Raw genomic sequence first — 15554 nt, 5'->3', positions numbered from 1 at the left:
AAAAAGGCATTAGCAAGCGCTAGTGCCTTTTTTGTTTAACGGGCAGTTAGCGCAATAATCAGCGGCTACAAGTTGGTAGTGTAAGCAGCAGGTTTTACGCATAAATGTCAGCTTATTGTTTTGATCACTAAAGCGATGTTTACCACATAGCTTTTGCCATGGTTGAAAACGCTTTGCTATAAATTTTATCGATTTCTCTGGCCAGCAAGCGATTAACGCTGCGTGGAAAGTATCACTTTGTAAACGTTTTAATAATCCTTTATTTAGCCTGTATTGCAATGGCACGTTATCATACCAAGCTTGCTGGTGGTCAAAAAAATGATTGGCTGCCAGTTCAATCAAATCTGAATTATTAAAAGAGTCTTGTTGAGCCATGATATTTAAATTAGCCAAACCATAAATATGTGAGCCTGTTACCCGCTGCTTAATATTGACCAGATCAGGAATGCAACCAAGCTGCTCTACACAGGCTACTAATAAGTAAATAACTTGCCAGTTCAGTTGTAAGTAGAGATTGATTGCGACATATCCCTCAGTAACATTTGCTCCTCTTAATTTTATAGAGTTAGCTAAATCGGTTAATTGCTTGCTAGTTAAACATTGAATGCTAAACCATTGTTCATCGATTGTTGGAGTTAAGAACGTCAGCAGTGAGCACTGCTGACGTAAGGCTAACTCAAGCTTATTATGCTGTTGTGTTTGCAAGTGCATATTGCGCCAATGGGTTTTGTAAATCACCTGCATACTGCAAGCTTGAAGCTGGGTCGGTAATATCAACCATTTGTTGATTATTACGCAGTTGTAAGCGGTTTAAGCATGACAATGGGAATGACTCAGCAAATAAATCATGCTCAGTAAACTTGTCTTTTAGAGCTGGGTGGCTCGCCTGATACTGAACAATTGTATCGGCGACGGCTTGCCAAAACTGTTGTTCGGTCAGTAGGCCATCAGTTACTAAAATTGCCGAAAGGTAGCGGAAGAAGCAATCGAAAATGTCAGTAAAAATAGACAACACGGCAACGCCTTCTGGAATGGTTACCTTAATCCGCTTTATTTCATCATTCAGCTCGATATTACTATTTAATAAGGCAATTTCTTCACCAATGTCTTTAATGAATACGCCTACCGGCACATGATTATTAAATCGAACGATGAGATTTTCACCATGTGGCATAAAGACTAAATCATACTGGTAAAAACAATGTAGCAATGGTGTCATATAAGCCTGTAAGTAGTGGGCTAGCCACTTATCAGCACTAAGCCCCGATTTGGCAATTTTAGCACTTACAAATGAACGGCCTTCGCTATCGATATGAAGCAGACTTGCCATAGTGGCAAGGCTTTCATTCTCGTCCATATATTGAGCAGGATTTTCACGCCAAAGAGCCGCCATCATTTTCTTATAAGGGTTATCGCCAAGCGCTGGATGAGTGTAATACTGCTCATCAAAGCCAAGGGTTGCGACTTCTCTTAAAGGTTGAAACTTCAGAGATTTTAAATAGCTATCTTGGTTTACTAAGTCGAACAACCATTGATTTATTGCCGGAGTTACTTTCATATAGGCGCTCGATAAGCCCCGCATAAAGCCCATATTTAAAATCGATAAGGCGGTTTTAACATAGCATTTGTGCGGTTTGCTGATGTTATACAGGGTACGAATTGATTGCTGCGGTAAATAACTATCTTGTGAGTAGCCTAAACAGACAATATGTTTTTGCGAGATGTGATAGCTATAAACATGGACTAATTTGTTAAACCATTGCCATGGGTGCATAGGAAATAACAGATAGTCACTTGGCTTTAAACCTTGCTCAGTTAGTGCTTTTTCAAAGCGTAAACGCTCAGCTAAATCAAGCTCATCGGCAATCAAGCTCTCGTATTTATAATCATCGGTACTTTTAAAGGTGGTGTGCTGTTTGTGACAGGCAAGCCATATAATTTGAAATGGGTTTGCGGCTTCTGGGGTATATTGGTGAAAATCTTGTGAGTTAAAACCAATCCGGCCATTGTTGGCAATAAAGCTTGGGTGACCCATGGTCATTTGGGTTTCGATCACTTGAAAATCTGCGTCTGCTAATTGCTGAGCGCTATAGTGATTATTTTTAAATTTAAATGCAAAGCCACTGAGTGTGCTCGCGAGTTCTTCGAGATAGGTGCCAAGCATTGATTTATCTATGTTTAACTTGTCATTACACTCAAGCACAAACGCAATAGCATCTAATGGTTGACTGTGATCAAGTGCCATTTTAGTAATGCTACTTGGCTCAACTTGTAGGTGATTAAGCAGCATTGATTCACCTTTAAACTGATAGCTTTGCCCACCCATGGTATGCAACACGTAATGGTTAGATTTTTCACTGTCGTAGCTAAACAGTCGTTCGTGATAAAACTCACTGAGCATTTTGGCAATCAGTAAACGGTTTGCGTATTGCCAAGCCTGTTGGTCTAGGTGAGAAGTACTGCTAGAGGGCGTGGATTGTTGCACTGCAGGCCCTTGCTGTGAAGTGTCGAAGCGAGACGAAAGATGCTGTAAGTAATTAAAATGATCTTTTTCTAAACTACCAAGTAATGCGGTTTTCTCACCCAATTTGATAACTTTATGATGGCTGAAACCTGCCTTTAAGTTAAGACGATGAATTTTATGATTGGCTACATCTGGCTCCACAATCACTCGCTCACAGGCGAGGGTATTAAACATAAACTCTAACACCGACTGCATAACAGCAAGACTAAACCCTGCCACAGAGAACTGCTTTGGAGCGAGTAAAATATGCATGCCTAAATCGCCGTTTTTAAGCGCTAGGTGGTTCTCAAGTTTTAGTATGTGTGGTTTGTAAATCTCAATTAAAGCAATCGGTGTTTGGTTTATTTCAAGCAAATAGGCTTGTTGAGCCTCATCTTTATTGAGTGTTGTATAAAATTCTAAAATCTCTTCGGGTGAATGTTCCATTGCTCCCCAAAATTGAGCTTGGGGATGTTTAAGCCAAGGGATAATCGTTGTTAGATCGTGTTCAGGGTTTAATGTTCTGATTTTTACATCACCAAGCAAAGCGTGCTTAATATGAGTTTCAGTAATATTTTTCATAGTCGTGTTCTCTTAAAAATTAATAACTGTGAATAGGGTCTGTTGAGGTATGTTTGTTGCGTAAAAAAAGCAGATAAAACAAACATAAAGTGATGGCAAAGCCAACAGAGCCCGTCAGTAATGGGGTGTTTAGTTCAAAGCGAGAGACTAAATCTCCCGCTAAAAATGAGGCGCAGATGACGCCGATATTTTGCATAAAATGAAGCTTGGCAAAGTCGCTTGAGTAAAAGCGTGGTTCGCTCATTGCAAACAACATGACTTGCAGACGCACGGTCAGTAAAAATAGCCCAATAGCAAATACAACACGGCCGAACACAAGCCATTGCCAGTGTGAGCTAAGTTGTATAAATAGGCCGATACTGCTTAACATAAGTGCATAGGCGATTGTTTTACTGTGTTGATTGGTTGCAGGTTTGTTTTTGGTTGTAATCAAAATGACAAGTGCAACCCAAGCAGGGATAGCAAACACAGCGCCAGCTAACAGTGCATTGCTGAAATCACTTACTTGTTGCCAAAGTAGCGTAAAGTATGGCGTTGCTAAGAACATGCTGAAGTACACGCCCATAGATATAACCCCTAAGCGAATAATGTAGCCAGGGAAACGCTGTCGTTTTACTGATGATGCGGTTAATTCCCGTGGCTTGTAGCTTACTTTTAATAAGTAAATTAAATATAAGCAGAGCATAACCTGTAAGCAGTCGCCCGCAGCCATCACTAAATATAAAAAGCGCGGCTCAATACTTTGGATGATCAAGCCACCTAATAAAGCACCGCCAATACCACCAAAGTGTAAAAGCACGCTAAATAAAGCAACGACACCAAGGTGCTGTTGTTTTTCTTCGATACTTAGAACAAAGGGGTAAATAAGCAGGTAACTTGCTTTAAATACCAGCATCAGCTGTGATAACAGCCAAAAGCTCCAAACGTTTTCGCTGTAAAAGCACGCAACACCCAATAGCCCAGCCATTATTTGGGTGATCACCCATAAATACAGCTCGTGCACGTGCTGCGCTATTTTCGCCCATACAGGAAAAGCACACATCACAGTGATGCAGCAAACAGCGATATAGGCACCAATGTGATTACTTGATTGCAAACCAAATTGGGCACTAAAAAACTGCGGGTAAAAGGGCAAAATCATGGTGTCGCAAACAACAGATATAATCGTCAGCAGCACCAAGCTTGACTTTAATGCGGGTTGTTTCATGCTATTTGCTTCTGTTTTTCGTTGACAACACCGGGTAAACCAAACTCTTGAAAGGCAATTTGTGTTTCAACAGGGTAGGGTGCATAACCTAAAATTGAGCGCAAAATATGGCTGTTTCGATAGCAGGCCATGCCCAGATCTGGCGTTACAAATCCATGGCTGTGTAGCTCAGCATTTTGTACAAACAACCTTTGTAGCTTGTCGATACTATAATTTCGCTCAACAGCAAAACACCCGTTATCTAGCCAATTTATTTCGCTCATTAAGCCACTTAGAAAATCGGGTAACTGATAACTAAAGCCTGTTGCCATAATGACCTGATTACTATGCAAGCTAAATTCAGCCTGTTGTTCACTGTGTCTAAAAACTAACTTACTGCCTTGTTTTTTAATGAGCTCGCTGTTGGTCAATAACCTTGCGCGGTTCACACCTTGAATATCAAGTTGATAGAGCTGATCATAAATCTGATTAATTAACTCTGAGTTGATGCCTTTGTATAAATTACGTTGCTTGGCTAGTAACTCCTGTTTGGTGGCCTGTTCTAGGTTATAAAAGTAATCAACATACTCAGGAGAAGTCATTTCAAGCGTGAGTTTCGTGTACTCAAGAGGAAAGAAACGCGGCGCTCGCGTTACCCAATTGAGTTGGTAGTTATGCTGTTTAATGTCACACAACAAATCATAAAATACTTCAGCAGCACTTTGCCCTGAGCCAATCACAGTGATGCTCTTGCTATTTACTAACTCATCCCGTTTATACAGATATTCAGTGGCATGGCAGAGCTGTGTATCTTCAGCCTGAACAGCAGGTGGGTAATAAGGTGAGGGACCTGTGCCCAGTACCAAGTGACGACAATAAAGCGTTTTAGTTTGCTTTGCAGATTCAACAGTGAGTACATAGAGCTGCTTTGTTTGATCAAACTGGCTATGAATGACTTTATGGCCAAACTGTATGTTACTTAATTGGCTTGCTGCCCACTGGCAATACTGGTTGTATTGCTCGCGCAGTAAAAAGAAACTTTCTCGAATATAAAACTGATACAGCTTACCTTGTTGCTTCGCATAGTTTAAAAAGCTGTATGGATTGGTTGGATCTGCCAATGTGACTAAATCCGACATAAACGGTGTTTGTAATGTAACGCCATCGAGCATCAGCCCTGGATGCCAATTAAATTCATCACGTTGTTCTAAAAATAACGAATCAAGTGTTTCAATTGGCTCCGCTAAACATGCCAAACTGAGGTTGAACGGACCAAGACCCACGGCAATTAAATCGTATACTTTATTCATGGCTAGTTTCCTCAACTTTTAGGCGTGCCTTGATGCTGTAGGCGCAGGCTTTAATATCAGCTGCAATACTTTTAATGTCTTCAATCTGTGTGTTTGGATTAAGTAGCGTGAACTTTAAGTAGTTGATACCTCTAAATTTGGTGCGAGCAATGGCACACTCACCTTGTTTGAATAGCTCATCTTTAATTTGATAATTAAGCAGGTTTAGTTGCTCATCACTGAGGTTTTTATCGTTAAAGCGAAACACTAAGGTACTGAGTTCAGGTTGATGAATTAGCTCAAATTCAGGGTCTTGTTTGAGTGCCACATAACTACTACGGGCTAGTGCCATAACAGAAGAAAACACTTTGCCAATCTGTTCGTGGCCCATAATGCGTAAAGTTAGCCAAAGTTTTAAGGCATCAAAACGGCGAGTCGTTTGAATGCTTTTATCAACAAGGTTTGGCGCTGCTTGTGGGTTGTCGTTAAACGGATTTAAATAATCAGCATGATGAGTTAAATGTTTAAATTGTTTTTTATCAGCAACAATAAATGCACTGCTGCTGACAGGTTGTAAGAATGATTTGTGGTAATCTAACGTCACCGAGTCAGCCAGTTCAATGCCATTGAGTAAGTGACGGTGATCATCAGCGGCAAGTAGTCCACAGCCATAAGCGGCATCGACATGAAGCCATAAATTATCAGCTTTGCACCGCGTTTTTAGCTTATCGATAGGGTCTATTGAACCAAAGTCAGTTGTGCCTGCGGTGGCAACAAGTGCTATCGGAATATTGCCTTGTGCTTTACATTCATCAATCGCTGCATCTAGTGCGGCTAGGTCCATTTTAAACTCTTTATCAACTGTAACCGGAACAACCGCGTTATAGCCAAGGCCCAGTAAAGCGGCTGACTTTTGAATACTAAAATGGCTGACTTCAGAGCAAAAAATACGGTAGCGATGAGCATCTGGACCTAAACCAAAATCGCGAATAAGGTGCCCTGATAAGCGCTCTGCTGCATGGTCTCTAGCAAGTAACAATGCCATTAAATTAGATTGACTGCCGCCACTTGTGAATATGCCATCGGCAGTAGCACTTAAGCCAATGCGTTCGATACTCCAGTCAATTATCTTTTGCTCAATGAGCGTCCCGCCAGCACTTTGGTCCCAGGTGTCTAACGAAGAATTTATAGCAGTTAATAACTGTTCGGCTATCACCGCAGGGTAAGCAACGGGGCAGTTTAGATGGGCAACATACTTTGGATGATGAAAATAGACAGCATGATCTAAATACAACGATTTTACTTCATTTAGCGCTTGCTCAACGTTATTGAGAGGTTGATTTAGTTCTACTCTGGCTATTTGTTTACTGAGCTCTTTGTGGCAGACGCCAGAATGAACTTGTTTTGCAGAACGCAGCGCTTGATGGATGAGCGACATTGTTTGCATTGAAGCCATCTCATATTTGAGTAAATTATTTTCGTTAAAAATAAACGCATGGGGCTGTTCATCAACGTTTATTGATGAATGAGCATTAAGCACGGGGGCTAATTGATTCACGACTCAATTCCTTCTTGGTTAATTTGAATCGGGATCGTAATGATAGTGATTATCAATATCAATAATAATAAATCATTAATTTACTTTACAATTTAATTACCTTTAATAAGTTGAAAGTGTTTTGTTTTTAAATTTATCTAGTAATAAATAATTGCAATTTAGTCATAAATTATGACTAAGTTAGTCCCTTTTTTAGGTTCTGTTTGACAGCATTTTTTGCTTTTTCGATGAAAATGCTCACAAATAAAAGCAATAAAGCCATCATTTAAAAAAACAATAATAGGTAGGTGAGAGGTTTTAAGAGCTAAGTAAACACACTTTGAGCTGCTATAAAATGCGTAAGCAAAGGGAGGGTTCTGCGAATAGTTATTTTAAGAAAGACTGTGTTACAAATTTGGTGAGTATTAAATTAATTAAAAAAGTTGCCATCGCTCTTAGCGAGAATGGCAACAGGGAACTTTAGTTTATAAAAACACATAAGCAGCGGGGAGCAACATACCGCTAATGACTAAAACTGAGCGGCTGCCCCATGGGCTATTTTTACCTTTGATCATAAACAAGCCGCTGATCGCTAAAAACAGCAGCAGCCCTGCAAAAATATCAGAAAAAATAACCCACGATTCGTTTGTCTCGTTCAAGTGTAAACGGTTAAATGCTTGAAATACATGACGAGGCTCAATGGCTTCATAGCTTATGATATCTTTATTAAGTTTAAGGCTGAGATTGTTACCGTTTTTTAAAAACACCTTAAACTCTTGCGGCGACACCCAATAAGAGGCCTTTACCGGCTCGCTTACATCAGCATGAGAGATAATTTGTTCAATCAGCAACTCGTCATTATCTAATTGCCAAGTTTCATCGCTCACACTGATTTGCTGGTGGCTTACTTTGTAGTTTGGGTTCCAATCATCTTTGTGGTTCACTGCAATGCCAGAAACCGCAAAGATAATCACTAAACCAACACAAAAATAACCAATATCGCGGTGTAAGTTTCTGTTTAACTTAAACCAGTTGATACCTCGTTTGTTACTCAATGATTTCAACTCCGCTCGGTACGAGCTGATAAATAGCCATTGCTTCAGTCACAGAGTTTACATCAAAGCTTTCGCCGGCTTGCTGCGCTTTGTGAGCAAGTAGCGCTTTAGTGCGGCCAAGGCTAAGCTGAATTTTATCGAGCTTACCGGTTACGATAGCTTTACTGCCTTTAGCCGTCATTGGGAATACCATGTCGCCATCTTCAACTTTGATACGTAAGTTTTCAAAGCGTTTGTCTGATGCGAGCGTCATCCAGCAACCACGTTTTTCGCAAACCCCAGTGATAGTCCCTTCCACGGTAATTGGACTTGCAAGGTAATCGTCTGGTGAGGCCATAACCGTCGAAATTTTAATGAGTTTGTCACTGTCGACTTGATTGCCAAATTGTAAGCTAAAGGCGTGTTGGCTAAAGCTTAAAAGCGCCAATGAAAATGCAATAAATGTTTTTGATTTTAGGAACATAGCGGTTGCTTCTTGAAATAAAATTAAGCCTTAGTTTAAGCGATTTACTTGTATGATAAAAGCTTAATGAGATTAAAAATGATTTGCAATTATATCAAACCTAGATCAATTGCTTTTAATGCTGCACGGGTTCTATCACGTACATCTAGCTTTCTGAGAATAAAAGACACTTGATTACGGATAGTCCCTTCAGACTTATAAAGTGCCTCGGCGATTTCACTATTTGAATAGCCTGCAGCGATTAAATTGAGCACTCTAAGCTCGCTTTTACTTAATTTATCAGGAGTTGCTAAAGAAGTATCGGTTGTTTTAGTGGGCTTATTCAAAATTCGCTCGGTGATCGCAGGAGCTAGCGCTGAGCCACCTTTAGCAAGTGTTTCGATGGCGCTGACCAAGCGCTCTAAATTAATATCTTTTAACGCATAACCCTTAGCGCCATAGCGAATACATTCTAGCACTTGTTCACTATCATCAAAGGTCGTGAGTACCAGTACTGGTTGCCTCAGCTGTTGTGCTTGCATACTTTTCAGTACGCCAATACCGTCTAGAATAGGCATGCGAATATCAAGGAGTACAACATCAATAGAATGTTGCTTGAGCATCTCAAGAGCCGTTTGGCCATTGTCAGCCTCAGCCACGACTTGAATACTTGCTTTAAGAGCGAGTAAGCTTTTTAAGCCTTCTCTTAATAATGTTTGGTCATCAACGAGTAATACCCTAATCATTTTTTACGCCAAAGTATGTGGATTAAGTTTATGAGGTAACGTTGCAGCAATCGTAAACCCATTATTATTTTGTTCAAACTCGATTGCCCCTCGCACTAAAGCTAAGCGCTCTTGCATGCCTGTTAAGCCATTGCCTAAGTTCAGCTTGGGCATTTCGCCGCCGTTATCATAAATAGTGAGATGCACTGAATCAGCTTGGAGGTCTAAGCTTACCGACAGCTCAGTCGCATCACTGTGTTTAATACAATTCGTAATCGCTTCTTGCACAGTATGAAATAACGTTTGTGCCAATAACGTATCACTTATTTTTATATTTTCATCGTAATTGAGTGTGACATTTAAGCCTGTAACATGGCTGCACAGTGAATTAAGCGATGCATGTAAATCAATGGTTTGGTTTTCTCGCATTGACGAGACAGAGTCACGCACATCATTTAATAACAAGCGGGTAATTTGCTGTGCTTTAGTTATGTGTTTTGGTGCTTCATGATTAGCACAGTGATTGGCGACTTCTAAGTGAATACTGAGTCCTGTAAGGTGGTGGCCAAGGGTATCATGTAAATCTCTGGCAATACGAATACGTTCATCGCGAGTTGCGGTATCGTTTAAAAGCGCTTGAGTTGCTTTCAATTCACGTAATAAATGGGCTGCTTGATCTTTGGCTTTACGCTCAGAAATAAGCCGAGTAGCAAAGCGATAGGCAAAGCTATTGTATAAAGTGAAAGCCAACCCGTTGAGCAATACAAATTGCTTATCAAAGCCATAGTGAAGCGTCAGCGCCATCAAAAAGGGCAGGCAAATGAGTAAATAGAGGCTGGCTTTGTTTGGCTCGTAATCGCTGAATTTAACTAAGAAGATGATCAATAGAATTGCAACAAAGCCAATATTAAATAGCCACATCAATAGCACAACATTAGCGATAGTGAAGTTCAAAATACGGGTTTGATAGTGCTTAAATCGTGATCTGAAAAACTCAAAATAAATTAAAAAAGCAAAAAAGCTTATAAATAACACACTGATCAAAAACGTATTTATTGTACTAAAACTTAGCTGCGCCGACTCTGCTCTTTGCGACCAAGCGTGCAGAGTATAAATAAACACAAACCCCCAGGTGATTGCTGAGAGTATAAAATCGCTTCGATGTATCAACGTTTGCAAGAGTTTGTTCATACGCTTAGTTTAATCCGCAATTATTCGTTTATGTATATGACAAATGTCACGATTAAATATGTGACATTTGCAGCAAGTCAGTCCTAATGGTGAGGCGTTAAACTGCATTAAAACACCAATATAGGGACATTATCATGACCAAACATGAATTTCTGCGAAATAGTCTTTTTTCTTATCTGTTGATTGCAACTTATTGTTTAGCAGCATTATTTGTTGATGATGCCAAGGCCGATGAACAATCACAGCAATGGCAAATGGAGGTCGGTGCTGCACAATTGGCTATTGATACAGCATGGCGAGATCACGATATTCAAACCATGGTCTTGCCATACTTCAACGCCCGAAAAGGCAACTGGCGCATAGGGCCTAAATATGGCTTAGTGCAATATGCCTTTTTACAAGGCGCAGAATTTGAAGCGTCAATGGGGCTTAGTCTCCGAGATGAAACCTACGATAGCAGTTTAATCTTTAGTGATGAGTTGTCGGATGATGAGGTTTTCACTGACTATAAAGACGGCAAAGGTGAGCTAACCTTCAGAACTCAGCTGCAATATAAACAGCTTTTTGTTCGTTTAGCGCAAGATATTTCGAATCACTCCGATGGACTTACGTTTCTTGCCCGCTATAACCTACCGATTTATGGCCAAGGATTAGGGTTACAGCTAAGTGCTGATCTCGGTTTTTATTGGCAAGATAAAAAATACACTCAATACCTGTATGGCATAGCTAATGGCAATATCGCCCCTGAGTTTGGCAGATATGAATATCAGCCAAGTGCAGCCCTTAACCCATTTACCTCGCTAAACCTGACTTATGTTTTTAATGAGCAGTGGTCTGTTTTTACGAGCTTTCGGTATGAGCAACTTGACTCAACTATCAAAAAAAGCCCGCTCGTGGGAGAAACTGCCAAGCAGCAATTCACTGCAACTATAAATTATCGTTTTTAGAGAAAGGGATGAGCAATGAATTATCTACTGAGATTATGCATTTTACTCTTACTAACTGGTTGCAATAGCGCTGAAGAGGAAGTGTTTGACGAAGACGATTTATACCAAGGTGTCTATGAAAGTGACTATTATGTTTATAACTTTAGCGAGTACCCGGTTGATTTTTATATGATGAACCTACGAAACAACACACCAACAAGCGCAATTTATAAGGAGCAGAACTTCCAACAATCAATCGATGGCTACGGTGGTTTTGAAAAGCTTAACTTTAAGCGTTCTGTGGTCGGAAAGGTTGGCTTTGCAGCTTTTTATGATGCTGAAATAAAAGCTCATCTACAAAAGTGGGTTGTTAGTGATATAGCTAATTATGTGATCATTTATATGGATGGCGAAACGCTGAAACTGGCTTTTGTAGCACGCACTGAGGCTGTAGATAGTGGTGATTACCCTGTGGTTAGGCTGGTTAGTTTTATCGGCAATACGAACTACAGCTATAAACTTGCTAATAGTGAATTAACTGAAGCAACAGCAACAGCTTATATACCGCTAACTCATTGCGCTAGTGACTTACAAATTGCCGGTTTTGAATTTGATTTTTGTAACTTAGAGCAACGTGGTTACTTAATTGTGCTGCTACCTAATGAGCAACTAGCAATCATCAAAGAGTAGTGCTTTATGACAATTTCGTGAATATTGTGATAATGTAACTTTTTATCGTTTCATTGCTTTATAATGCCTTTTTTATTTGTATGATAAAGCTGGTTTTTAGCTTGGAGTTAGCATGGTTTCACGTCGAGAATTTTTAGTAGGGGCGGGCACATTAGCCTTTTTAGGATTATCAAAAAGTGCCATAGGTAAAGTGTCGTTAGGTGATTTAAAAACATCGGCTGTGGGCTTTGGTCCGTTAATTCCTGATCCAGATAAATTGCTCGACTTACCCGAGGGCTTTAGTTATCAAGTTGTTTCAAGCCTAGGTGAGAAAATGTCTGATGGGTTTACAGTACCGGACAAAGCTGATGGCATGGGCTGTCTAGCGCTTGGTAATGACCGTGTTGCATTAGTGCGAAACCATGAGCTGAAACCAAAAGACTTAGCGAAAGCTGAAGCAAGTATTGCCAATCATAAAACACCTCTGGCTTTTGATACTAACAGTGACGGTGTGGCGTTACCGGGTGGCACAAGTCATATCGTGTATAACTTAAAAACCCATCAAAAAGAGCAAGAGTACTTGTCATTGGTCGGCACTATTCGTAACTGTTCTGGCGGTATCACGCCATGGGGCACCTGGCTTACGTGCGAAGAAACCACCGATACTAAAGCCGATGGATTTAACCAAGATCATGGTTATATTTTTGAAGTACCCGCAAATAGCAAAGGCTTAATTAAACCTGAGCCATTAAAAGCCATGGGTCGATTTAACCACGAAGCGGCTGCCGTTGATCCGCGTACGGGCATTGTTTATTTAACTGAAGATAAAGGTGATAGCGTCTTTTATCGTTTTATTCCAAATGAATATGGCAAGCTGCATAAAGGCGGGCAATTACAAGCTATGGTGGTAAAAGGTAAGCCACAATTCGATAGCCGTAACTGGAATAATAAAGCCATGGGGCTACATCAAGAGCTTGAGGTTGAGTGGGTCAATCTAGATAACCCTGAAAGCCCGAAAGACGACCTACGCCTACGCGGCTACAAACAAGGTGCAGCATTGTTTGCTCGCGGTGAAGGTATTCACTGGGGTGATAAAGAGCTTTATTTTTGCTGTACCAATGGTGGTAAAAAACAACTTGGTCAGGTTATGAAATATCAGCCATCAGAATTTGAAGGAACCGATAAAGAAGCACAGCAACCTGGTAAGATCTCGTTGTTTGTAGAAAGTACTAGCAAAACTCTCTACAACTTTGGCGATAACCTAACCGTGTCACCTAATGGTCACTTAATTGTCTGTGAAGACCAATACACCGATGTGGTTGATAATCATCTTCGTGGTGTGACACCCCAAGGCCAAGTTTATAATTTTGCCCGCTTAGTGGCGCAAACTGAGCTGGCTGGTGCCTGTTTTTCACCCGATGGTAGCACTTTGTTTGTGAACGTTTACTCACCTTCAAAAACACTTGCTATAACAGGCCCATGGCATCAATTTAGTGTTTAATTAAAGTCTATTTTAAATAGCCACTGCGAGGTGGCTTTTTTTGTATCACGAAATTTTTGTTCCTCTTTTTATAATCAGCTGTTCTAGTTAGAATCACTTTGTTTCACAGGAAAATAATAATAAAACGAAAACGGAGTTGATATGTCTGTTACTGAGCAGAGTCGAGAGCAAGTTAAAGCAAAACTAGTTAAGCAAAGTCCACTTGCAGCCGCAATCGGCGTAGCGTGCTGGAGTATCCCAATCATTATTTTATGGATCACAGTATTTTCAATTAAAAGTGCTATTGGGCCAGTAATGTTAGTGATTAGCGGCGTACTCGTTGGCCTAGCCGTTCGTATTCATGGGCGTGGCTATGATCGTATCTTTTCAGTTATTTCACTTATTGCATACCTATCTGTAATCGCTGTTGCGCTCAGTTCAGAGGTTTTGATCAGCGGTACATTGTCTTTATCAATTTATGCTTTGTTATTTGCACTTGGCTCTTGGTCAGCAGCATTTATTGCACGTAAAAGCATTCCATTTATTGACCATAAGTTATTTGCTGAGGTGTATGAATCGGGGGAGCTGGCAGGGTATAAAAAAATTAAAAATCATTGGTTGGTAGTATTACCGAGTACCCTAATTGCTACATCATGTTTGAGTTTTGCAGGCGCCGTTGGTGCATTTGCTCACCAGCAGTATTTGTTTGTTGAAAAACAGGTGGAGCAAGAGCAACATCAAGCAGCTAAGTTTAGAGCAAAACATATTCCAACAGATGATGAGTTTCTTGCAACCTTGTCTGACAAAAAAGCATTTAGCTATGCTTTTGCCTACTATTCGGGTCGTCACTTTGATGAGCGAGGCGTTTATCAGGGGAATTTTCCACAAGATACATTTAAATCAGAAACTATTTTACGTTATCTCGTTGAACATAAAAATGAACCTAGAGCGCAATTTATTCTGGGAAGAATGCTTGCTTTTGAGCGTGGTGAAGCACTCATGGCAAGCTCAAGGCAGAGCGGTGATCAGTTCGCTCGGCTATATGACATTTATCAATTCGGTTGCCATATAGATGCAAAGCAAGGACGTACGCTATTGCAAAGCTTTAAAAAACTCGTAACAGAGCAGTCGGTGATCATCGATATTCAGCAAATGCAGAGTAATGATTTTCGTGATTATTGCGACATTCTAGATGACACCGAATTTGATTACCGTTATATCCGTGATTACAAAAGCTAATCCCCAAGGTCACTAATTATTAGTAACGGAAAGTTCTTTGCTGAGCGGGGCTGCCAATCTGCAAACTTAATATTACTCACATTCAGTGTATTGAGTGCTTTTTTTGAGTAGCTCCAGCCTCTGGCTTTTTGTGCCACAGCTGCACGTTTTAGCTCTTTAGATAAACCAATCGTTAGCAAGTCATGATTAACTCCGCGTTTTGCATAAAAGGCTTTTTCACGAGCCATGGCTTTTGCGATTATTTCATCGTATTGAGTGCGCAAAGCCTGCCACTTGGTTGTTTTTTCTGGCTCTTTTAAATGGCTTACCATGGCATCAATATCGCTATCCCGCCAGCGAGCTGAAGCGGCATCGCCGTGCCAACCGACAATGGCGTTCTTAGCTATGGTGGTAGGGTTTCCTGCAAGTAATACGTAATTAGCACACGACGAAAAGCAAAATTGTTTTACATGAACTTTTAAATTATGCGCCAAAATCAATTCGGCGAGATCCATACCTAAATCAATGTTTCCGCCACCACTGGTGATTTGTATGCTGTTTATGTTTTGCTGCTCAGCCAAAAGCTGTGCAACATGTTGATTGTTTTTGGCATTAATTTCGCCTTGATAAATAATGCGCTGCTCGCTCAGTGACACACCGGCAAAGCTTAACCAAGGGATGATTAAAAATAGACTAAAAAATACACGTAACATAAAACGCTAACCTTATAAATTATATGATAATTCTATCA

Annotated in this window: 14 protein-coding genes; 4 read left to right on the top strand and 10 right to left on the bottom strand. The window is 40.4% G+C overall.

Annotation, left to right across the window (positions count from 1 at the left end; all coding sequences use genetic code 11):
• Positions 1 to 9 precede the first annotated feature (9 nt).
• The 9 genes from BIZ38_RS07155 to BIZ38_RS07115 form a co-directional block, all read right to left on the bottom strand.
• Positions 10 to 711 (bottom strand): (2Fe-2S)-binding protein, encoded by a 702-nt coding sequence (locus BIZ38_RS07155; RefSeq protein WP_187489959.1) that lies wholly within the window; start codon positions 709 to 711, stop codon positions 10 to 12.
• Positions 686 to 3085 carry a GNAT family N-acetyltransferase gene (locus tag BIZ38_RS07150; RefSeq protein ID WP_187489958.1) on the bottom strand — a complete coding sequence of 800 codons (2400 nt, stop codon included), beginning with the start codon at positions 3083 to 3085 and terminating at the stop codon, positions 686 to 688. Before BIZ38_RS07150 ends, BIZ38_RS07155 begins: the two co-directional genes overlap by 26 nt.
• 19 nt (positions 3086 to 3104) lie before the next feature.
• Positions 3105 to 4292 (bottom strand): MFS transporter, encoded by a 1188-nt coding sequence (locus tag BIZ38_RS07145; protein WP_187489957.1) that lies wholly within the window; start codon positions 4290 to 4292, stop codon positions 3105 to 3107.
• Positions 4289 to 5581 (bottom strand): lysine N(6)-hydroxylase/L-ornithine N(5)-oxygenase family protein, encoded by a 1293-nt coding sequence (locus tag BIZ38_RS07140; protein WP_187489956.1) that lies wholly within the window; start codon positions 5579 to 5581, stop codon positions 4289 to 4291. The genes BIZ38_RS07145 and BIZ38_RS07140 overlap by 4 nt, the downstream gene beginning before the upstream one ends.
• Positions 5574 to 7118, bottom strand: coding sequence for a pyridoxal phosphate-dependent decarboxylase family protein (locus BIZ38_RS07135; protein ID WP_206004100.1), 1545 nt, complete (start codon positions 7116 to 7118; stop codon positions 5574 to 5576). The genes BIZ38_RS07140 and BIZ38_RS07135 overlap by 8 nt, the downstream gene beginning before the upstream one ends.
• Positions 7119 to 7582: 464 nt before the next feature.
• Positions 7583 to 8152, bottom strand: a complete 570-nt coding sequence (locus BIZ38_RS07130) for a PepSY-associated TM helix domain-containing protein (RefSeq protein ID WP_187489955.1) — start codon at positions 8150 to 8152, stop codon at positions 7583 to 7585.
• Positions 8145 to 8615: a DUF4920 domain-containing protein gene (locus tag BIZ38_RS07125; RefSeq protein WP_187489954.1), complete on the bottom strand. Its 471-nt coding sequence runs from the start codon at positions 8613 to 8615 to the stop codon at positions 8145 to 8147. Before BIZ38_RS07125 ends, BIZ38_RS07130 begins: the two co-directional genes overlap by 8 nt.
• A gap of 89 nt (positions 8616 to 8704) precedes the next feature.
• Positions 8705 to 9340, bottom strand: coding sequence for a response regulator (locus tag BIZ38_RS07120; protein ID WP_054551862.1), 636 nt, complete (start codon positions 9338 to 9340; stop codon positions 8705 to 8707).
• Positions 9341 to 9343: 3 nt separating this feature from the next.
• The gene (locus BIZ38_RS07115; RefSeq protein WP_187489953.1) at positions 9344 to 10441 is read right to left on the bottom strand and encodes a sensor histidine kinase; all 1098 of its coding nucleotides are present in this window, start codon (positions 10439 to 10441) and stop codon (positions 9344 to 9346) included.
• Positions 10442 to 10644: 203 nt separating this feature from the next.
• Between BIZ38_RS07115 and BIZ38_RS07110 the strand changes: the two genes are divergently transcribed.
• The 4 genes from BIZ38_RS07110 (at position 10645) to BIZ38_RS07095 (ending at position 14824) form a co-directional block, all read left to right on the top strand.
• Entirely contained in the window at positions 10645 to 11457 is an 813-nt protein-coding gene (locus tag BIZ38_RS07110; protein WP_187489952.1) for a MipA/OmpV family protein, read from the top strand.
• Positions 11458 to 11472: 15 nt separating this feature from the next.
• Positions 11473 to 12126, top strand: a complete 654-nt coding sequence (locus BIZ38_RS07105) for a hypothetical protein (protein ID WP_187489951.1) — start codon at positions 11473 to 11475, stop codon at positions 12124 to 12126.
• 112 nt (positions 12127 to 12238) lie between these two features.
• Positions 12239 to 13606 carry an alkaline phosphatase PhoX gene (locus tag BIZ38_RS07100; protein ID WP_187489950.1) on the top strand — a complete coding sequence of 456 codons (1368 nt, stop codon included), beginning with the start codon at positions 12239 to 12241 and terminating at the stop codon, positions 13604 to 13606.
• Between the two features lie 141 nt (positions 13607 to 13747).
• Positions 13748 to 14824: a hypothetical protein gene (locus tag BIZ38_RS07095; RefSeq protein ID WP_187489949.1), complete on the top strand. Its 1077-nt coding sequence runs from the start codon at positions 13748 to 13750 to the stop codon at positions 14822 to 14824.
• Here the strand turns inward: BIZ38_RS07095 and BIZ38_RS07090 are convergent.
• Positions 14821 to 15516, bottom strand: coding sequence for an ATP-dependent Clp protease proteolytic subunit (locus tag BIZ38_RS07090; protein ID WP_187489948.1), 696 nt, complete (start codon positions 15514 to 15516; stop codon positions 14821 to 14823). The genes BIZ38_RS07095 and BIZ38_RS07090 overlap by 4 nt on opposite strands.
• Positions 15517 to 15554 lie beyond the last annotated feature (38 nt).

The organism is Pseudoalteromonas sp. BZK2 (assembly GCF_014349195.1).
In the GTDB taxonomy this organism is placed as follows: Bacteria; Pseudomonadota; Gammaproteobacteria; order Enterobacterales; family Alteromonadaceae; genus Pseudoalteromonas; species Pseudoalteromonas simplex.
Note: the sequence above shows the minus strand (reverse complement) of the source record. Positions and strands in the feature narration are given on the sequence as shown.

Bases quoted from the DNA above. Each gene is read 5' to 3' on its own strand.
- BIZ38_RS07145 (WP_187489957.1), bottom strand. From the start codon at position 4,292: ATGAAACAACCCGCATTAAAGTCAAGCTTGGTGCTGCTGACGATTATA.
- BIZ38_RS07095 (WP_187489949.1), top strand. From the start codon at position 13,748: ATGTCTGTTACTGAGCAGAGTCGAGAGCAAGTTAAAGCAAAACTAGTT.
- BIZ38_RS07125 (WP_187489954.1), bottom strand. From the start codon at position 8,615: ATGTTCCTAAAATCAAAAACATTTATTGCATTTTCATTGGCGCTTTTA.
- BIZ38_RS07090 (WP_187489948.1), bottom strand. From the start codon at position 15,516: ATGTTACGTGTATTTTTTAGTCTATTTTTAATCATCCCTTGGTTAAGC.
- BIZ38_RS07100 (WP_187489950.1), top strand. From the start codon at position 12,239: ATGGTTTCACGTCGAGAATTTTTAGTAGGGGCGGGCACATTAGCCTTT.
- BIZ38_RS07110 (WP_187489952.1), top strand. From the start codon at position 10,645: ATGACCAAACATGAATTTCTGCGAAATAGTCTTTTTTCTTATCTGTTG.
- BIZ38_RS07120 (WP_054551862.1), bottom strand. From the start codon at position 9,340: ATGATTAGGGTATTACTCGTTGATGACCAAACATTATTAAGAGAAGGC.
- BIZ38_RS07150 (WP_187489958.1), bottom strand. From the start codon at position 3,085: ATGAAAAATATTACTGAAACTCATATTAAGCACGCTTTGCTTGGTGAT.
- BIZ38_RS07155 (WP_187489959.1), bottom strand. From the start codon at position 711: ATGCACTTGCAAACACAACAGCATAATAAGCTTGAGTTAGCCTTACGT.
- BIZ38_RS07105 (WP_187489951.1), top strand. From the start codon at position 11,473: ATGAATTATCTACTGAGATTATGCATTTTACTCTTACTAACTGGTTGC.
- BIZ38_RS07140 (WP_187489956.1), bottom strand. From the start codon at position 5,581: ATGAATAAAGTATACGATTTAATTGCCGTGGGTCTTGGTCCGTTCAAC.